This is a genomic window from Spirochaetota bacterium, from assembly GCA_040756435.1.
GTDB lineage: Bacteria > Spirochaetota > UBA4802 > UBA4802 > UB4802 > UBA4802.
The window spans coordinates 1-18,016 of sequence record JBFLZD010000042.1 but is presented as its reverse complement, the minus strand read 5'-3'; the positions used below and the strand labels follow the sequence as shown (position 1 = coordinate 18,016).

16 protein-coding genes are annotated in these 18,016 nt (G+C 38.3%); 10 read left to right on the top strand and 6 right to left on the bottom strand.

Translation table 11 applies throughout. The features are described 5' to 3' along the window. Position 1: 1 nt before the first annotated feature. From AB1444_11830 to AB1444_11820, 3 genes are all read left to right on the top strand, one after another. Positions 2 to 994: a hypothetical protein gene (locus AB1444_11830; protein MEW6527339.1), complete on the top strand. Its 993-nt coding sequence runs from the start codon at positions 2 to 4 to the stop codon at positions 992 to 994. A gap of 146 nt (positions 995 to 1,140) precedes the next feature. Next, positions 1,141 to 3,771 (top strand): valine--tRNA ligase, encoded by a 2,631-nt coding sequence (locus AB1444_11825; protein ID MEW6527338.1) that lies wholly within the window; start codon positions 1,141 to 1,143, stop codon positions 3,769 to 3,771. Between the two features lie 63 nt (positions 3,772 to 3,834). After that, positions 3,835 to 4,752 carry an alpha/beta hydrolase gene (locus AB1444_11820; protein ID MEW6527337.1) on the top strand — a complete coding sequence of 306 codons (918 nt, stop codon included), beginning with the start codon at positions 3,835 to 3,837 and terminating at the stop codon, positions 4,750 to 4,752. Here the strand turns inward: AB1444_11820 and AB1444_11815 are convergent. From AB1444_11815 to AB1444_11805, 3 genes are all read right to left on the bottom strand, one after another. Beyond that, on the bottom strand, positions 4,747 to 5,202 hold the full coding sequence (locus AB1444_11815; GenBank protein ID MEW6527336.1) for a hypothetical protein: 456 nt from the start codon (positions 5,200 to 5,202) through the stop codon (positions 4,747 to 4,749). The genes AB1444_11820 and AB1444_11815 overlap by 6 nt on opposite strands. A gap of 84 nt (positions 5,203 to 5,286) precedes the next feature. Continuing rightward, on the bottom strand, positions 5,287 to 6,330 hold the full coding sequence (locus AB1444_11810; protein MEW6527335.1) for a phospholipase D-like domain-containing protein: 1,044 nt from the start codon (positions 6,328 to 6,330) through the stop codon (positions 5,287 to 5,289). Beyond that, on the bottom strand, positions 6,327 to 7,253 hold the full coding sequence (locus AB1444_11805; GenBank protein MEW6527334.1) for a hypothetical protein: 927 nt from the start codon (positions 7,251 to 7,253) through the stop codon (positions 6,327 to 6,329). The genes AB1444_11810 and AB1444_11805 overlap by 4 nt, the downstream gene beginning before the upstream one ends. 480 nt (positions 7,254 to 7,733) lie before the next feature. Here AB1444_11805 and AB1444_11800 point away from each other — a divergent pair, with 480 nt between their 5' ends. Beyond that, entirely contained in the window at positions 7,734 to 11,075 is a 3,342-nt protein-coding gene (locus AB1444_11800; GenBank protein MEW6527333.1) for a discoidin domain-containing protein, read from the top strand. A gap of 12 nt (positions 11,076 to 11,087) precedes the next feature. Here the strand turns inward: AB1444_11800 and AB1444_11795 are convergent, their stop codons facing one another. Beyond that, positions 11,088 to 11,669, bottom strand: a complete 582-nt coding sequence (locus AB1444_11795) for a hypothetical protein (GenBank protein MEW6527332.1) — start codon at positions 11,667 to 11,669, stop codon at positions 11,088 to 11,090. A 541-nt stretch (positions 11,670 to 12,210) separates the two neighbouring features. Here AB1444_11795 and AB1444_11790 point away from each other — a divergent pair. Then, positions 12,211 to 13,134 (top strand): cation diffusion facilitator family transporter, encoded by a 924-nt coding sequence (locus tag AB1444_11790; GenBank protein MEW6527331.1) that lies wholly within the window; start codon positions 12,211 to 12,213, stop codon positions 13,132 to 13,134. Positions 13,135 to 13,136: 2 nt separating this feature from the next. Then, complete coding sequence (locus AB1444_11785; protein ID MEW6527330.1) at positions 13,137 to 13,463, top strand: hypothetical protein; 327 nt, start codon at positions 13,137 to 13,139, stop codon at positions 13,461 to 13,463. Here the strand turns inward: AB1444_11785 and AB1444_11780 are convergent. After that, a complete protein-coding gene (locus tag AB1444_11780) occupies positions 13,460 to 13,882 on the bottom strand; it encodes a DUF3795 domain-containing protein (GenBank protein MEW6527329.1) in 423 nt (140 codons plus the stop codon). The genes AB1444_11785 and AB1444_11780 overlap by 4 nt on opposite strands. A 411-nt stretch (positions 13,883 to 14,293) precedes the next feature. On the opposite strand from AB1444_11780, the gene AB1444_11775 reads away from it, so the two are divergent. After that, positions 14,294 to 15,967, top strand: a complete 1,674-nt coding sequence (locus AB1444_11775) for an AMP-binding protein (GenBank protein MEW6527328.1) — start codon at positions 14,294 to 14,296, stop codon at positions 15,965 to 15,967. Positions 15,968 to 15,978: 11 nt separating this feature from the next. Then, positions 15,979 to 16,368: a MerR family transcriptional regulator gene (locus tag AB1444_11770; protein ID MEW6527327.1), complete on the top strand. Its 390-nt coding sequence runs from the start codon at positions 15,979 to 15,981 to the stop codon at positions 16,366 to 16,368. Between the two features lie 2 nt (positions 16,369 to 16,370). On the opposite strand, the gene AB1444_11765 is transcribed toward AB1444_11770, so the two are convergent. Next, the gene (locus AB1444_11765) at positions 16,371 to 17,099 is read right to left on the bottom strand and encodes an ATP-binding cassette domain-containing protein (GenBank protein ID MEW6527326.1); all 729 of its coding nucleotides are present in this window, start codon (positions 17,097 to 17,099) and stop codon (positions 16,371 to 16,373) included. A 144-nt stretch (positions 17,100 to 17,243) separates the two neighbouring features. Here AB1444_11765 and AB1444_11760 point away from each other — a divergent pair, with 144 nt between their 5' ends. After that, positions 17,244 to 17,483 (top strand): type II toxin-antitoxin system Phd/YefM family antitoxin, encoded by a 240-nt coding sequence (locus AB1444_11760; protein ID MEW6527325.1) that lies wholly within the window; start codon positions 17,244 to 17,246, stop codon positions 17,481 to 17,483. Continuing rightward, the gene (locus AB1444_11755) at positions 17,480 to 17,878 is read left to right on the top strand and encodes a type II toxin-antitoxin system VapC family toxin (protein MEW6527324.1); all 399 of its coding nucleotides are present in this window, start codon (positions 17,480 to 17,482) and stop codon (positions 17,876 to 17,878) included. Before AB1444_11760 ends, AB1444_11755 begins: the two co-directional genes overlap by 4 nt. The last annotated feature ends 138 nt before the right edge of the window (positions 17,879 to 18,016 follow it).

Sequence of the window (18,016 nt, the reverse complement as noted above, 5' to 3'; positions counted from 1 at the left end):
TATGGATAAAAACGGACAATTAACTTTTTTTGATGATCCCTTGCTTCAAGGTATTAATGAGGCATATGTATTTATTGAGTCGGGTGATTTCACACAGGCAGTTAAAAAGATAGATGATCTTATGACCATTAACCCTGATTATCCGGGGTTGGCTGAAAGCTACAGAGTTGCACGCTTCTGGGATTCAAGAAAAAAAGCAATGGGAGAGCTTGCAAAGGGCAAGGAAACTGCGGATTTTCTTATGACACAATGGGAAGAGTTTGAAAATTTTGCACAAAAAAAAGGGCTTGTATCTTCAACTGCATATCAAAAGGCAATGCGGTTTGTCTTTTTTACTGCATCAGAGCATTATACCATTGCATTCAATGACAGAGAAAATCCAACTGATAACCTTCAGCTTCTTATGCAACTGGGTACATGCTTTATCAGACTGGGTGAGTATCAGCATACAATTGAAGCACTAGAGTATGCTCGCAGTGCCTACCGGAGTAACGCATGTATATTATCGCTTTTAGCTGAAAGTTATTATCATACCGGAGATATTCCCCGGGCATTGCTTTATTTCAGGGAAGCGTTTTTACTTAATCCATCCGAGATTGATATCCAGTTACTATCGGCAAAACCTATTATTGAAGCTTTAGAATTGGTTAAGCAGCATAAACCTGAATGCGTTGATGTGCGCGAGTGGGTTCCGGTTATGGCGCATATTCATGATATTTTTTATGTTAAGCGACAGCTCAATTCATCACAGCTTGAAACTATAAAAAAGGATATTGTAAAATTAGAGGCAAGTTTTCAGACGCTGGATAAAGAAAAAATAGCACAATCAAATATTGTACCGCGCCTTATAAACCGATATTTATGGATGTTAGATTACTTTGAGTTTCAACAGTACGATCAAAAAAGCCTTCTTGATATCCGCGACCGATTGTTAGCAATTGATAAAGGCCTTTTTGAAAGCTACTTTCAAAAAAAGACTTTTTCAAGGCATTGATATTTTTGGAATGGAAATATGGATAATGCAGTAGCCTTTTGGGGTATTTATTCTTTAAAAAAATTCATTGACACTATATATCGTAATCACTAATTAACATAGCTATTATTGTTACACGGAATATTTCCAACAACAGGTGGTAGAATATGGAATTGTCAGCATCATACGATCCAAAAATTGCCGAATCAAAATGGTATGCAATCTGGGAAAAGGAAGGACTATTTCATGGTGATGAAAATGACCCGCGTGAAGCATATTCAATTGTTATACCACCACCCAATGTTACTGGCAATTTGCATATGGGGCATGCTCTCAATAATACATTGCAGGATATCCTTATCCGATGGCAGAGAATGAATGGGAAGGCAACATGCTGGATGCCTGGCATGGATCATGCTGGGATTGCCACACAGAATGTTGTGGAACGACTGCTTCTTAAAGAAGGTAAGTCAAAATATGATTTGGGAAGAGAAGAGTTTATAAAACGCGTATGGGACTGGAAGGAACATTCAGGAGGGCAGATTAAAGAGCAGCTTAAGCGTTTGGGGTGTTCGCTTGACTGGGTGCGTGAACGCTTTACCCTGGACGAAGGCTTATCGCATGCTGTGCGTACTGTGTTTGTGACATTATATAAAGAAGGACTTATTTATCAGGGATACCGGATTATAAACTGGTGTCCCCGCTGCGAAACTGCTTTGTCGGACATTGAAACTGAATATAAGGACCTGGCAGGCAAGTTATATTATATCCACTATCCCTATGAAGATGGCAAGGGGCATATTACGGTGGCAACAACACGCCCTGAAACCATGTTAGGTGATACCGCTGTTGCGGTAAACCCCAATGATAGCCGCTATGCCCACCTGATTGGGAAAAACGTAGTACTACCACTTATGAACAGGATTATCCCCATAATTGCTGATGAGTTTGTTGATCCTGCATTTGGTACAGGGCTTGTTAAGGTAACACCAGCCCATGATCCCAATGACTTTGAGATGGGAAAGCGTCATAACCTTGAAGAGATAAATATCTTTGATAAGAATGCAATTGTAAACGATAATGGTGGAATATATAAAGGCCTTGACCGCTACAAGGCTCGCGAAAAGGTATTAGAAGATTTACAAGCTCAAGGCCTTTTAGAAAAGATAGAAGAGCATAACCATGCCGTTGGCCATTGCTATAGATGCCACACCGTCATTGAGCCGTATTTGTCCAAGCAGTGGTTTGTAAAGATTCATCCGCTGGCACAGGAAGCAATCAGGGTTGTTGAAGAAGGCAAAATACGATTTGTTCCACAGCAATGGACAAAGATATACTTTGAGTGGATGTATAACATTAAGGACTGGTGTATATCACGGCAATTGTGGTGGGGACACCGCATACCTGCGTTTTACTGTAAGGACTGTGGCCATATCATGGTTGAGTTAGAAGATCCAACCGTGTGTAGCATGTGCAATTCCAAAAATTTAGAACAGGATCCGGACGTACTTGATACGTGGTTTTCTTCTGCATTGTGGCCATTTTCAACATTTGGCTGGCCGCAAAAGACAAAGTCACTGGAAAAATTTTATCCCACCAGTGTGCTGGTAACAGGGTTTGATATTATTTTCTTCTGGGTGGCCCGCATGATCATGATGGGCTGCAAATTTATGAATGATGTTCCTTTTCGCGATGTATATATTCATGCACTGGTACGAGATGAGCATGGTCAGAAGATGAGTAAGTCGCGCGGAAATGTTATAGATCCACTCATTATGATGGATAAATATGGCACCGATGCATTCAGATTTACCTTAGCTATATTTGCTGCGCAGGGAAGGGATATAATACTATCTGAAAAGCGCATTGAAGGCTACAGTGCATTCTGCAACAAGATATGGAATAGTACCCGTTTTATTCTGATGAATTTGGGCAATGATTTCAAGCCCAAAGCCATTGACATTAATTCACTGGAGTTGTTTGATAAATGGATACTGCATGCATTCAACCAAACGGTGAAGAAGACAACTCAGGCGCTTGTTGAGTATCGGTTTAACGATGCAGCACAAACGCTGTATGATTTCTGGTGGCATGAATTCTGCGACTGGTATATTGAGCTTACAAAGCCACGCATTTATACGGGGGATTCTTCAACAGGAACTATCGCCAAACAGGTACTGTATTTTGTGCTCCATGAATACCTTAAATTGCTGCACCCGTTTATGCCGTTTATTACCGAGGAGATATGGAGTAACATTACACGTGGACAGGGGCGCATTGTGGTGGCACCATGGCCACAGTATGATGAACGTTTTAATTTTGAACAAGAGTTTGGTAATGCTGAATTGTTTAAGGAGATAGTATATAAAATTAGAAATATTCGCGGTGAAATGAATGTACCCCCTGATAAAAAGGCTCATGTTGTTATCAAGGCAGGGAAAAAAATTGAACAGTTTATTTGTGAGCAGGAGAATAACCTGAAAATTTTAGCAAAGCTTGACGCTGTTGAATACAATGCTGCGTATACTCCGCAGAAAACAGATGCATCAGCGGTGCTTCCGGAATGTGAGATATATATGCCACTTAAGGATTTGATTGACATAGATAAAGAAAGAGCACGCCTTGACAAGGAAATTGTACGTATACAGAGTGAGCTTGACAAGGTGCTGAAAAAATTAAATGACAGCACATTTCTAATGAAAGCACCATCGCATATTATTGAAAAAGAACAGAATAAAAAAGCAGAACTTGAAGAAGTGCTTGGGAAGCTTGTAGCAAGCAGGGAAAAGTTGGGGTAAAAAAAGCAGCTTTGCAATTTTTTTGGCAGAGGTGCTCATAAATATAGTTTCTGGAGGTTCACTATGTATAAGAAAAGTATTGTAGTAGTTATTGCATCACTTTTTGTTTATGTTTCCTGTTCTTCATCGCTGCTTAACTTTTTCCGATGGTTTGAACGCTCTAAGGCTGATTTAGATGAAAAAACAGTTATTATTGATGGCCACACAGTCCATTATCTTGAGGGTGGCAAGGGTGACATAGTCCTTTGCATTCATGGTTTTGGTGGCACTATGGATCACTGGACGCGGTTTGCACGGTATATGACGGATGCATACAGGGTTGTGGCGCTTGACCTTCCGGGCTTTGGCGATAGTACTTTTAAAGAAGGGGCTGACTATTCAATAGCAAAACAGGTAGAAAGAGTCCACGAATTTGCACATACGTTGAAATTGCAGAAGTTCCACATTGTTGGCAATTCGATGGGTGGCTATATTGCGGGCTACTATGCAGTAACCTATCCTGATGATGTCAAAACAGTAGCACTGTTTGCAGCAGCTGGTGTAAAAAGCCCCAATGAAAGTGAATTAACAAAAGAACTGAAAAAAGGGAACAACCCTCTTATCGTTGAGGATGTGAAAAGTTATGATGGTCTTATGGAATTTGTTTTCTTTAAGCCAATATGGTTGCCAGGTTTTGCAAAACAGTACTTTGCCACACAAGCAGTTGCAAAGAAAGCCCATTTCCAGTATATTTTTAAGCAGATTCACGATGTTACACTGCTTGAAAAATATCTGGGTAACATACATGCACCAACTTTAATACTGTGGGGTGAAAATGACAGAGTACTGGATGTATCAGGTGCGTATGTCTTTAAAGAAAAAATACGTAATGCGCAACTGGTGATATTTAAAGAATGTGGTCATCTTCCAATGATTGAAAAACCTGAAGAATCTGCAACTGTATATAAAAGGTTTTTAAAAGGCCAGAAGGTAGAATTATAATTTTCTGTAAAGCATATCTTCATAACCTTGAAGCATGGCAAACGTTGCACGGTCAAAATACAGTACAACACGGTTGTTTAATGCCAGTGCTTCTTTATAGGCGGTGGTGTCATCATATAATTTATCCAGTACAAAGAGCCACAGATGTCTTTTTTGTAAAATTAATGCTTTGCATGCCTGGGAAACAGGAATCCCCTGTTCAAAACGCTCGTGCCCAACTCTTCTGTAAAAGCGAACAATTTCTTCTTTGGGATAATCTTTGGCTATCCATTTTGATAGCTCACGATACAGGTTGTCGGCAAATTCGTAAATGAGTTGCCTATCTAACTTCCTGAAGGCAATGGTATCGGGATTGCGCAAAAGATTATTCATAAACTGTTCGGTAATGACTTGATGGTTTTCTTCGATAAGCTCAACAAACCGGTTAATCAGAGCGCTTTTAATTTTCATATTCTTGTATTGTATTATGATAATATAGTCTAATATAATGATAAAAAATAGTATGAGTATCTATATGTAAAGTATTTTTTTTTATTACTTCATTTTTTTGGTTTTAGCTCTATACGCCAGTGAGTAAATTTTTTCAAATTCCTGTGTGTACATTTTTGCTATTTCAGGTGATCTGATCATGATGCAATTTTCATCATTTCTTTTTTTAGCATTTTTTGAAAAGTTATACGACCCGGTAATAACCCATTCATCGTCAATAATGATTACCTTATGGTGCATCGTATGGGGATTGGCATCATAGAGGACATCAAGCCCTTCAACTTTCATCTTAATATATTCACTGTTAACATTTTTAATATCCCGTTTTTCAAAAACACCTTTAACTGTAATCCCCTGTTTATGTTTGGCAATAATGGCTTCGCCAATTGCATCACTGGTAAATGAAAAAGCCAAAAATAAAATGGATTTTTTTGCTTTTTCTACCCGCTTTGTAATGATGCGTTCAACATCATCATCAGGTGAAAAATATACATTGATGTCTATATCATTGGGTTTGACATAATATTTATTTGATAGAAAAGGGAAAGGGGTGTATTCAGTGCGATTGCCAAATATAGCTTGTTCAAACATCTCATTGAATTCTGCTAAATATATAGATGCTATCTCTTCATTTTCAATATAGAGAGCATTATTGTTATTACATTTTGCTTCACGTTCGGTAATGTTATATGATCCGGTCCACACTGCTTTATTGTCAAAGATAAAAAATTTATTGTGCATGAACTCTTTTCGCCCATCCAGTCTTATGGGTATATGATATGTTTCAAATTGTGATTTTATATTTTGTAATAATCTTTCAGATTCAAGTACTAGTTTGACATCCACACCATTTAATTTAGCTTTGCATAATGCATCAACAATTATGGGATCAGTGATTTCAAAAAGGGCAGCATAGATAGATGTTTTGGCAGTATTTATTTTCTGTAATAGTGCTCTCTGAATAGCAGTTTGATGTTCTTCTTTTTCAGGCGTGGTAAAATAAACTTCTATGGGCAACTGACCATAAACAAACGTATATACCGCAATTACCAGTAAAAGCACAACAGGTAGTTTGTTATAATGCTTCATTGCTGTTTTTCCCAGATCAGGTTTTCATATTCAACAAATCGTAAATTAGCTTCCTTTGTAGGGAAAAGCAATTTGGCCTTTTGTATTAAAGTATTGAATGTTACCAGGTCATTTTTACTGGCCTGTGTTATGAATTCCTGTATTTTTTCATCATTATGTGTTATCAGATAAAAATAAAATTCATATGTTTTTTTTAATTCTTTAAGTTTTTCAATATGTTTCTGAAGTTCTTCTTTATCTGAATTTTTAATCATTGTAGAAAGAAATGCAATGATATATTGTGCATCCGATTCTGTAATGTCCATATCAAGTATGATTTGTTTTACACGGACTAAATCAAGATTACGCAGGTGAATTCGTGCCAGAAATACTGGATTCTGTGAGAGCAAATTAATATCAAAGTTATTCATCTGGTCAGTGGCACGTTTGGTGTCATCAATCGTGACAGTAGAAGTTGTGTTAACTATCTCTATATGAGATGAAGGAGACAGGGATGAGATAAACGTAATATCGTTATTACTGAATGTGCTATTGACAATGATATAATCAGGGACATTGCCTTTTTTTACATAGCTAACAAATGAAGCTGTATCATTAAAAAATTCCGTCATACAGGGTACCATATCAAGGAAGGTATCAGAGGGGAAGAAAAGGTATTGTCGTTTACCATCACCCGTATCGTAGGGGACAGTTAAAGTATTATTTTGAATTTTTAATAACTGATAAGGGTAATTTCTGGATGAGGTTTCAGATTTAAGGCCTATGAAAACAATTGTTTTCATTATATGGAAAGGTTTTGTTTTATTATCATCGGAATAGATAATTTCCCCTTTTGGATTGAATGCTATATACTGTTTTTTTGTAATATTTATTTTCAACGTGTAGCCCTTTGGTGTTTTTTCTTCAACTATGGGTGTTGACATAATACGTAAACCTTTACATAGTAATTATGAAAAGTGGTAAATTTTCATTGAAATTTTATAATTAGTTAGCACATTGTGCTTTTTACATCAAATTTTACGATAGTTACAATGTATGTATAGAAAAGCAATAATTAAAGGTTAAAATACTGTATACCCATTAAATTGTAATTGATAAAAAATCAAGCAAATGTAAATATTTAATGCAAAAATATTGTATAAAAAATTGCATGCAATGCGTTTTGATACGCAATCTTGTTATATGTCATTTTAACAAGCAGAGCCTATACTATCATTTCGACGAACGAAGTGAGGAGAAATCTTAAACTGTTAGTAAAGATTTCTTGCTGCGCTCGAAATGACAGAAGTAATGCTGGAATTAACAGTAGCGAAAATTGAAATGACAATGCTAATATTTGAGATGATGGTAAAAATTCTATTAAGATGATATAATAATATTATTCCAGGCAAAAGGAGAACATAATGAATACAATTAATATACTTTCTCCCGTACGGTATCCAGGAAAAATTCATGCCGTATCCAGTAGTTTTGAAACAAATGAGGCAAAAAATGTTTTAAATAATGATGAATCATTCTGGTGTACTGCAAAAAGCCATAATGCTGTCAGTGAATATATTATTATAGATTATGGTGCGATAGTTGCTGTTAATATTGTCGAAATCTTTCCTTCACCATCAGGGAAGACAACATTTCCTTCAGAATTCCGGTTAGAATGCAGCCTGGACGGTATTAGCTGGGAAGTTATAAAAACAGAGAATAGATTTACACTTGATGAAGATGCTTACAGGCTAGTATTGCCCATAACAGTATTTCAGTATTTAAAACTATACATAGTAAAACCAAAACGTATAGCAGCAAAATACTTTGCTGAAATTGGAAAGATACAGGCAGGTATTCAGGGTGCTGTTTCAATTACTGCCAGTTCAAGTTCTTCATATGAGCATGATCCTTCCAATGTAATGGAAGTTGATAACCAGAAATACTGGGAGTCGGAGATCACCAGTAGTGCATCACGTCAGTGGATTGAAGTGGATTGTGGGATGATATTTCCGCTGACAAATATTGGAATTGTTGCCCCACAAAATCCTGCCCTTTTCCCGGAGCAGTTTTCCATAGAAATAACTGAAGATAAAAAAATATGGACAACCCTTGCAGATATAAAACGGTTTAAAGCCCAACCAGGTGGATCATATATTTTTGGTGGATATCAGTTTAATGCCCGGTATATACGTTTTAACGTTACGACAGTACAAACCGAAAAGCAGAAATATTGTGCGCAGATAGCAGGCATTTTTGCTCATGCTGCATTACCTGCTTTGAGACATTTTCATGTCAATGCCGCAGTACAGTATGCAACCGTTTTTCAACCTGGCATTGTAAAACTGGCAGCTGATGGAGATACTACACCAGGTGCCGTTGTCCAGGCAAGTGATACCCGGTTACGGGATGCCAGTACCATATTTAAAGGTATAGTGCAACTGGCTGATGATGGTTCAAACGAAGCAGGATTGGCTGTTCAGGCATCCGATTCACGATTAGCACTTGCAACTGAACTAAAACCTGGTATTGTCCGGCTGGCTTATGACAGGGAAGTAGCCGAAGGTGCTGTAGTACAATCAACTGATTCAAGGATAAAAGAAGCAACCGATACAACGTTTGGAATAGTTAAATTATGCCCCAATGGCCAGTATATAAATAATGCAGTTGTGCGTGGTGATGACAGCAGATTGCAAAAAGCTACTACAAAAGAACATGGTATAGTCCGATTGGCTGAAAATGGTGAGGATAGTGAATTTTGTGTTGTACAGGGCAATGACAGGCGATTGAAGGATGCAACCATTGTGTCAAAGGGAATTGTAGAGCTGGCTGAAGATGGCGAAGACGCACCAGGTGTGGTAGTACAGGGCAATGACCGCAGGCTTAAAGATGCAACCACGCACAGCAAGGGGATAGTGGAGTTAGCTGAAGACGGTGAAGATGCATCAGGTGTGGTAGTACAGGGCAATGATAGAAGGCTAAAAGAAGCAACAACTAAAAGCAAAGGAATCGTGGAATTAGCCGAAGACGGTGAAGATGCACCAAATGTGGTAGTACAGGGCAATGATAGAAGGCTAAAAGAAGCAACAACTAAAAGCAAAGGAATTGTAGAATTAGCTGAAGATGGCGAAGACGCACCAGGTGTGGTGGTGCAGGGCAATGACCGCAGGCTTAAAGATGCAACCACGCACAGCAAGGGGATAGTGGAGTTAGCTGAAGACGGTGAAGATGCATCAGGTGTGGTAGTGCAGGGCAATGACCGCAGGTTAAAAGATGCAACCACGCACAGCAAGGGGATAGTGGAATTAGCCGAAGACGGTGAAGATGCATCAGGTGTGGTAGTACAGGGCAATGATAGAAGGCTAAAAGAAGCAACAACTAAAAGCAAAGGAATTGTAGAATTAGCTGAAGACGGTGAAGATGCACCAAATGTAGTAGTGCAGGGCAATGACCGCAGGCTTAAAGAAGCTACCACGCACAGCAAGGGGATAGTGGAATTAGCCGAAGACGGTGAAGATGCACCAAATGTGGTAGTGCAGGGTAATGACCGCAGGCTTAAAGAAGCTACCACGCACAGCAAGGGGATAGTGGAGTTAGCTGAAGACGGTGAGGATGCATCAGGTGTGGTGGTGCAGGGCAATGACCGCAGGCTTAAAGAAGCTACCACGCACAGCAAGGGGATAGTGGAGTTAGCTGAAGATGGCGAAGATGCATCAGGTGTGGTGGTGCAGGGCAATGACCGCAGGCTAAAAGAAGCCACAGAGGAAACGCCTGGAATTGTAACACTGGCAAAACATGGTGAAACCCGTAAAAACCATGTAGTTCAGTCGGATGACCCACGGCTCAGTGATAAACGCGAACCATTACCACATACGCATGATTATGCGCCAATGGTTCATTCTTTTGATAGTCATACAGGAACTATCGCCATAACCCAGGAAAAAACAGGGGAATTTAACGATATAACACCACCAACCAGCGACAGTGCAGTATTGTATGGTAAAAACATCGCAAACACAGGCAATACCATTGGTGTTGCAGGCATTGCTCATCCTTCAACTGATTCAAAGGTAAAGTCATACGGTGTGTTAGGACATGCGCCAATGTGTGGTGTACGTGGACAATCGCAGGGAAATTCCGGGAAGACTCAGGGATGTGGAGTACTGGGTATATCGCGGTTTGGAGCAGGCGGTGTGTTTGCAAGTGAGCATAACTGGTCGCTTGTGGCTGATGGCTTTGGAGCTATCGCCCACTATGATGATACAGTGCATTTAACTGGTCAGGGCAAAGCACTCTTGGTTAACGGTGAATCCTGTTTCAAAGGCAAAATTGTGCTGGATACCCATACACAAGAGTACCACGCCAATATCGTTGAGATGTTTGAAACCGATGAGCAGGAATTTATTTCACCTGGTGATGTGCTTGTTGTAAGCACTCAGGGTAACGCTGTTCTTTCACGATCGCGCACTGCTTATAATAAAGGTGTTATTGGCGTTGTTGCAGGCAATCCGGTTATGGTTATAAACAATGCAGCAGCACAGACAAAGCTGTATCCGGTAGTATTAACAGGATCAGTGTTATGCAAGGTGGATGCGCGCCAAAAGCCAGTTAAACCAGGTGATCTTTTAGTGACATCAGATACACCCGGATGTGGTATGGCTGCCACTATTGATTCGTTTGATAAAGTGGGCACGGTGTTTGCAAAAGCACTTACCGCACTGGATGAAGGCATAGCATTGATTCCGGTGATGATATGGAAGATGTAGCTACTACCGTATTTAAGGTTGAAGTTGTTTGAGTATTTCCTGCTCTTTTTTACTGAAAACAAGGTTGTGATATGCATTGATATCTTTTGCCATTACCTTGCTTAAGTACGTTATCTTGCGGCAGAAAGGCTTTTTCTCATAACTATCGACCCACACAATAATAGATGTTGATTCCGATTCCCAGATATAGGCACCCTGATTATTTTTAATTGATTCACCGGTTGGCGGACCATATTTTTCTTCCATCTTCTTTTTCATATCATCTAATGAAATATACGGAAACTGAATAACCACATAAAACAATTTTGGCTGCTGGTTTGCTTCCTGATTTATTTCAGGATAAAAAAAGCCATAGCGGTATTCTAATTCCTGGTCTTTTGACACAATAATTCGCTTTTCATCGGTAAAGGCTATTCTTCCTACAACATTGGGCTTGACATCATTATAGGTACTGCCCCATTTTACATTTCCATAGCCATCGGCAATAGATTTACTCTGTGGTTGTGTGTTCTGGGGCGCTTTCTGCTGTGCAGATGTAAAGGTGGTATATAACGCTAAGCTTATAATGCAGATTATCCAAACAATTTTTTTCATAGGACTATCCTTCATACCAGTTTATGTACTGTTTATACTATCGGTTAATTTTTGTTGAAAATATATTATTAATTTAAGGGCGATAGTTCCGGTAATAGGCTTTTACATACATACAATCTATAAATAATGACAATACTATCATAGAATCACTAATTATTCCTAAATGTGGAAATTTGAATAAAAATATAAAATTGTGTACAGGGGGTGTCCCAAAAGACACCTTATTTCAATTACTTTGCCTTCCTGTCATTGCGAGGAACGAAGTGACGAAGCAATCTTATCTTGTGCGGCATTGAGATTGCTTCGCTACGCTCGCAATGACATTTCATCCGCGTCATTGCTATCCACACGGTTTGTTTTGACACGGCTCCGTGTACACTATATTCATTATGAAATTTTTTAAGGAATTATTGCTGTCATAGAATAATCAAAATAATCAAACCAAAGCAGAATATTGTCAAAAAAATTCTTGTTAAATTTTATTGAATACTCAATATCATATACTATAATATACTAATTACTTCTATAACAGGAAAAACACATGGAAGACCATCACGAACATACTCATTCGCACACACATGAAATCAGTTCTACCGGGCGATTTGTTCTGGTTGTAACACTCAACGTCATTATAACAGTTGCAGAATATATAGGTGGCATAGTGTCGGGAAGCCTTGCGTTAATCTCGGATGCAGGGCATAATCTTTCCGATGTTGCTTCGCTTATTTTAGGATATGCTGGTCAAAAGGTGTCACAACAAAAACCTGGAAAGAAATATTCCTTTGGGCTCAAACGCTTTGAGGTACTCATAGCGCTTGTCAATGCCATGACACTCCTTGTCATAGGTGGTTACATTATTTATGAAGCAATCCAGCGTTATATAACTGTACAGCCGGTAAATCCTGTTATTATGCTTCCAGTTGCGTTTATTGGCCTTGCAGGTAATGTTATTTCAATGCTGCTGTTATACAAAAGCAGGGATGAAAATCTCAATCTGAAGGCTGCATTTTTGCATCTTTTATATGATGCAGTATCCTCGGTTGGTGTTATTATTGTGGGTTTTGTGCTGCTTGTTAACAGTAACTGGGTTATGCTTGATTTAGTGGTAAGTGTGGCAATAGCTTTTATGATTGTGGCAAGCTCACTTGATATTATCAAAAGCTCTTTTAGAATATTTCTGCAGGGTGTGCCTGCTCGTCTTGATTTTGATGAAGTGTATAATTCCATACTGGCTATACCTCATGTTGATACAGTGCATGGACTCCATATCTGGTCAGTTGACTCAAATGAAGTATTTTTATCTTGCCATGTGTGTATCAGCGGTGGCGATAGTTCCCTGAATACAGATTCCGTTATTAAAGCAATAAATGGTATGCTTGAAGAAAAATTTGGCATTACCCACACCACCGTGCAGATAGAACATACAAATCTTTGTACTCTGGAAGGTGGAAACTGTTGCAGGTAACTATGGGTGTATATTTTACTCATCCTCGTTTAGGGAAAGAAGTAGAATCAATAGCTGGTATATATGCATATACTGAAGAAAAACACTTGCAGATAGATGAAAGGGATGTGCTGTATTTTATTGGATATTCAGTGACCAACAAAAGCTGCTGTGGTGTTGGAGGGTGCATGTTTGCAACGGTTGCAGGGTTTGTGCAGCAGTATGCTTTAAAAAAAGATGAAGATAATATTGTTTCTGAGGTTGAACCCATTACGGATGCTGTGCTCCGAAAACATATTGAAAAGCTACTAAAAGCGCAAGGGGTGATGCAGGTAAATTTTGCAGACTAATCGGTAAGTTTAAATTTACCGCTGAAATATGTCTTCTTAACGCTCTGTGCTTTTTCAGTTGCCCACGTTTCAAGTCCCATTTTCTTAATCAGGCATAAATTAAAAACTTTTGTATTATGGGGAACCTGTGATGCTCTGTCGGCATATGGATGGAGGTTGTCACAGGGAAAATCAGCGCATTCATAACAAAAATCAATCCCTTTGGCCTGAGTACAGGCATATACGCTGCAGGTTTTTTGCATATGTAAAAATTCAATCTTTCCATGTTCATTGCGGCATCCTTTGCATACCGCTTTTTCAAAGCTAATGTTTAGTGATTGTGCAACTTTTTTTCGCAGGTTATCATCGCTTCCTGCTAAGTACATAGGGCAGTTAAAACAATCAAGGCCACATGGTGCAGTAAGGTGTTTGTAATCCATACATAAACCCCCGGAATGAGTATTTTAAAGTAAATGTAGTATGTAGTATAGTTACTATCGCATAGTATAATTTGATGAGATTTTGTAAAGATATAAATATTAATTTTAATTTAACTCAAAATATGGTTGGACATCCAATTAATTATTGACAAAAAAACAAGTATCCTATAATTGTACTTTAAATCATGATATTGAATAAATGACGTCGGTGGAATTGGTAGTACTCTCATTTTGAAGGAATTTAAGAAGTATATTAAAATGAGTTAATTTTCAGCAAATGATAAATTTTTATGATAAAATGTTGACATATAATATAGTGGTTTTACAGTTTACGTTAACTGGATTCATTATGGGTATTATAGTATATTTATATTAAAATATAATTCTTTATATAAGAAAGGAGAGATCGGTATGGGAGCTTTTAAAGAATTAACCATGTGGCAGGCGCTTCATGATACAGTGGAAAAATACCCTGACAATGAAGCACTGGTATGCCCTGAGTTTGGCATACGCATGACGTATGCCCAGTTTTATCAAAAATGCAGGGAAGTTGCAAAGGGGTTAATTGCACTTGGAATACAGAAAGGTGACCATGTTTCCCTGTGGGCAACCAATGTGCCTGAATGGGTATATCTTCAGTTTTCGCTGGGTATGATTGGGAGTGTGCTGGTTACGGTCAATACCAATTATAAATCCCATGAGCTGGAATATCTGCTGAAACAATCGGATTCCACCACGTTGTTCATGATTGAAGGATACCGCGATAGCAATTATTATCAGATTATACGTGAAATTATTCCCAATTTAGATGAAACCCAACCGGGTAATATTAATGCACCAAATCTTCCAATGCTGAAAAATATTGTTTTTATTGGAAAGAGAGATTCGTTGCCAGGCATGTTTACGTTTGATGATATAGTTCTTATGGGAAGTTCTTTGAGTGATGCCGAACTTGATAAACGTATTAAAGAATGCAATATTCATGATGTTATTAATATGCAGTACACATCCGGTACAACAGGATTTCCCAAAGGGGTTATGCTAACTCATTATAATATTGTTAACAATGGCATCATGGTAGGCGATGTCATGGGTATGACTTCTAATGATAAGCTGCTTATCCATGTCCCATTGTTCCATTGCTTTGGTTGTGTTATGAGTACGTTAAACTGTGTAACCCATGGTTCAACAATGGTGGTCATGGAATACTTTGATCCATTAAAATCGTTGCAGGCAGTGCAGAATGAAAAGTGTACTGCTATTAATGGTGTTCCCACAATGTTTATTGCAATGCTCAATCATCCTGATTTTGCCAAATATAATATGTCATCACTCAGAACCGGTATTATGGCAGGAGCCCCATGCCCGGTTGAAACAATGAATCAGGTACGTACTCTGATGCATTGTCCTGAAGTTGTAATTGCTTTTGGGCAAACCGAATGCTCACCAGTAATGACCATGACGCGTCGTGATGATCCTGTTGATTTGCGCGTGTCAACCGTTGGCCGCCTGCTTCCGGGTATTGAAGGTAAGATAGTTGATCCTGAAACAGGTGAAGATTTACCACCAAATACACAAGGTGAGATAGTTACCCGAAGTGCATGTGTCATGAAAGGCTATTATAAAATGCCTGAAGCCACAGCTAATGCTATTGATAACGATGGCTGGCTACATACTGGCGATCTTGGTTCGGTGGATGAAAATGGCTATTTTAAGGTTACCGGACGCATCAAAGACATGATTATTCGTGGTGGCGAAAATATCTATCCCCGTGAAATTGAAGAATTTTTGTTGACTAATCCAAAGGTAAAGGATGTACAGGTAGTAGGTATTCCTGACGAAAAATACGGCGAACAGGTGCTTGCAGTAATACAGCTTAAAGATGGGCAAACCGCAACTGCTGAAGAATTGGTGCAGTTTTGCACAGGAAAAATTGCCCGTCATAAGATTCCTAAATACTGGGAATTTGTGGATACGTTCCCCATGACTGCAAGCGGCAAGATCCAGAAATATAAGCTCAGAGACATGTTTGCCCAGAAATATGGAAAAGCAGCTTCAGTATTTGAAGCAATTCAAAAACAGTAATAAAGGTACAGGTGATAGAAGAAAAGATAACAACATATTCCATAGGCGAATTAGCAAAGCTTTTGGAGATGAGCACGCGCACCATCCGCTATTATGAGGAATTGGGTTTGCTCAACTCAGTGAAGCGTATTGAAAACGGAAGGCGTATTTATACCGATGATGATGTCAGGCGCTTGAAACTCATCAAGCGCCTGAAGATTTTGGGTTTAACGCTTTCAGAAATGCATGAACTTGAATCAATATGGCAGATTCACAAAACCAATGATATCGTGCTAAGACGCCTTCTTGAAATTCTTGATTCGCATGTACAGAGAGTTGACGATAGGATAAGGGATCTGGAGATATTGAAAAACGAGATCATTGAGTACCAGACACGAATCAAAAATAAACTGAATGGATAATTTCACGCTGAAGCCTTCCCCGCAATGAACTGTTGCACCACTGTATCCTGACATTCTTGCAACTGTTGTGGTGTGCCCTCAAAAAGTATTGTGCCATTATGAAGCATGGCAATACGGTCAGCAATCCTGAATGCTGAACGCATGTCGTGTGTTACCACCACCGATGTCATGCCAAAGGTGTTGCGCATATAAACAATGAGGCGGTCAACGGACCCTGCAGTGATTGGGTCAACACCAGTTGTAGGTTCATCATACAGCATTATTTCAGGGTTTTTGGCGATAGCTCTGGCAAGTGCAACCCGCTTCTGAATACCACCTGAAAGCTCTGAAGGGCTTTTTGCCTCAATGCCCTTTAGTCCAACGTGTGCAAGTAATTCAGGAACTTTGTGAGCAATAACCTCTTCACTGACGCCCTGTCTTCTGAGTGGAAAAGCGATATTATCGTACACATTCATTGAATCAAAAAGCGCACCACCCTGAAAAAGAACACCAAATTTTTTTAAAATGGCGGAGTCATCATTATAAGTAAGTGGTTGCCCGTCTACACTAATGATGCCACTATCAGGTTTAATTATGCCAATACAATGTTTCAGCAACACCGATTTTCCACTTCCGCTTTTACCAATGATACACAGTATCTCACCTTCATACACCGTTAAACTGAGACCTGAAAATATAACCTGCTGTCCAAATGATTTGTGCAGGTTGTGTATTATTATTTTTTCTTTCATAATATAATTAATATAGAATTACATGTTCACAGATATGAAATAGTTTAATCTACAAGTACTGGTGGACAAAAGTCAAGCAATTGATTTTTAATCATTGCAATAATAAAGTTGACAACTTGACAAGTTTATAGTATCTTGTTAACTATGAAAGTATTTCAGGTTGGTGAATTAAAGTCAAAATTCTCCCATGTGCTTGATTTCATTAGAAAGGGTGAGGAGATTACTATCTCTTATGGGAAAAAGAAAGAAAAAATTGCTGTTATAGTTCCGTATTCAAAATATAATAAAGCTAAACATAGAAAATTAGGTATTTTAAAAAATAAAGCTTCTTTTAAAATTCATGGTGATTTCAAAACTACTGATGAAGAATTATTGAATTTATGAATTACCTGCTTGATACCCATGTTTTTTTGTGGACATTATTTAACGATGAATTGTTATCAAAAAATGCTGTTTCAATTATTTCAAATCCCGAAAATACTGTTTTAGTAAGTTTAATAAGTTTTTGGGAAATTTCTTTAAAATATAATGTCGGGAAATTATCATTAAAAGGTATTTTCCCTGAAGAATTACCTTTATATGCTGAAATGGCTGGTTTAGAAATAATGAATGTAACACCTGCCGATGTTTCTTCATTTTATAAACTACCGGTATTAAAACATAAAGATCCATTTGATCGGCTCATAGTTTGGCAGTGTATCAATAATAATATCTGTTTGGTTTCTAAAGATTCAGATTTAGTTGAATATAAAAACTATGGATTGAAAATAATTTGGTAATAGATAGTACTCATGAATTCGTGCCATAGTATGATGGCATCCCTGCGTAGATAACCTTGACACTTTTTAAAAAAATACATTTATAATCACTAATTATTCCTAAATGTGGAAATTTGAATAAAATATAAAATAGTGTAC

Coding starts and splice junctions, on each gene's coding strand:
- AB1444_11825 (MEW6527338.1), top strand. CDS start 1,141: ATGGAATTGTCAGCATCATACGATCCAAAAATTGCCGAATCAAAATGG.
- AB1444_11830 (MEW6527339.1), top strand. CDS start 2: ATGGATAAAAACGGACAATTAACTTTTTTTGATGATCCCTTGCTTCAA.
- AB1444_11790 (MEW6527331.1), top strand. CDS start 12,211: ATGGAAGACCATCACGAACATACTCATTCGCACACACATGAAATCAGT.
- AB1444_11820 (MEW6527337.1), top strand. CDS start 3,835: ATGTATAAGAAAAGTATTGTAGTAGTTATTGCATCACTTTTTGTTTAT.
- AB1444_11760 (MEW6527325.1), top strand. CDS start 17,244: ATGAAAGTATTTCAGGTTGGTGAATTAAAGTCAAAATTCTCCCATGTG.
- AB1444_11780 (MEW6527329.1), bottom strand. CDS start 13,882: ATGGATTACAAACACCTTACTGCACCATGTGGCCTTGATTGTTTTAAC.
- AB1444_11805 (MEW6527334.1), bottom strand. CDS start 7,253: ATGTCAACACCCATAGTTGAAGAAAAAACACCAAAGGGCTACACGTTG.
- AB1444_11765 (MEW6527326.1), bottom strand. CDS start 17,099: ATGAAAGAAAAAATAATAATACACAACCTGCACAAATCATTTGGACAG.
- AB1444_11800 (MEW6527333.1), top strand. CDS start 7,734: ATGAATACAATTAATATACTTTCTCCCGTACGGTATCCAGGAAAAATT.
- AB1444_11775 (MEW6527328.1), top strand. CDS start 14,294: ATGGGAGCTTTTAAAGAATTAACCATGTGGCAGGCGCTTCATGATACA.
- AB1444_11795 (MEW6527332.1), bottom strand. CDS start 11,669: ATGAAAAAAATTGTTTGGATAATCTGCATTATAAGCTTAGCGTTATAT.
- AB1444_11815 (MEW6527336.1), bottom strand. CDS start 5,202: ATGAAAATTAAAAGCGCTCTGATTAACCGGTTTGTTGAGCTTATCGAA.
- AB1444_11785 (MEW6527330.1), top strand. CDS start 13,137: ATGGGTGTATATTTTACTCATCCTCGTTTAGGGAAAGAAGTAGAATCA.
- AB1444_11755 (MEW6527324.1), top strand. CDS start 17,480: ATGAATTACCTGCTTGATACCCATGTTTTTTTGTGGACATTATTTAAC.
- AB1444_11810 (MEW6527335.1), bottom strand. CDS start 6,330: ATGAAGCATTATAACAAACTACCTGTTGTGCTTTTACTGGTAATTGCG.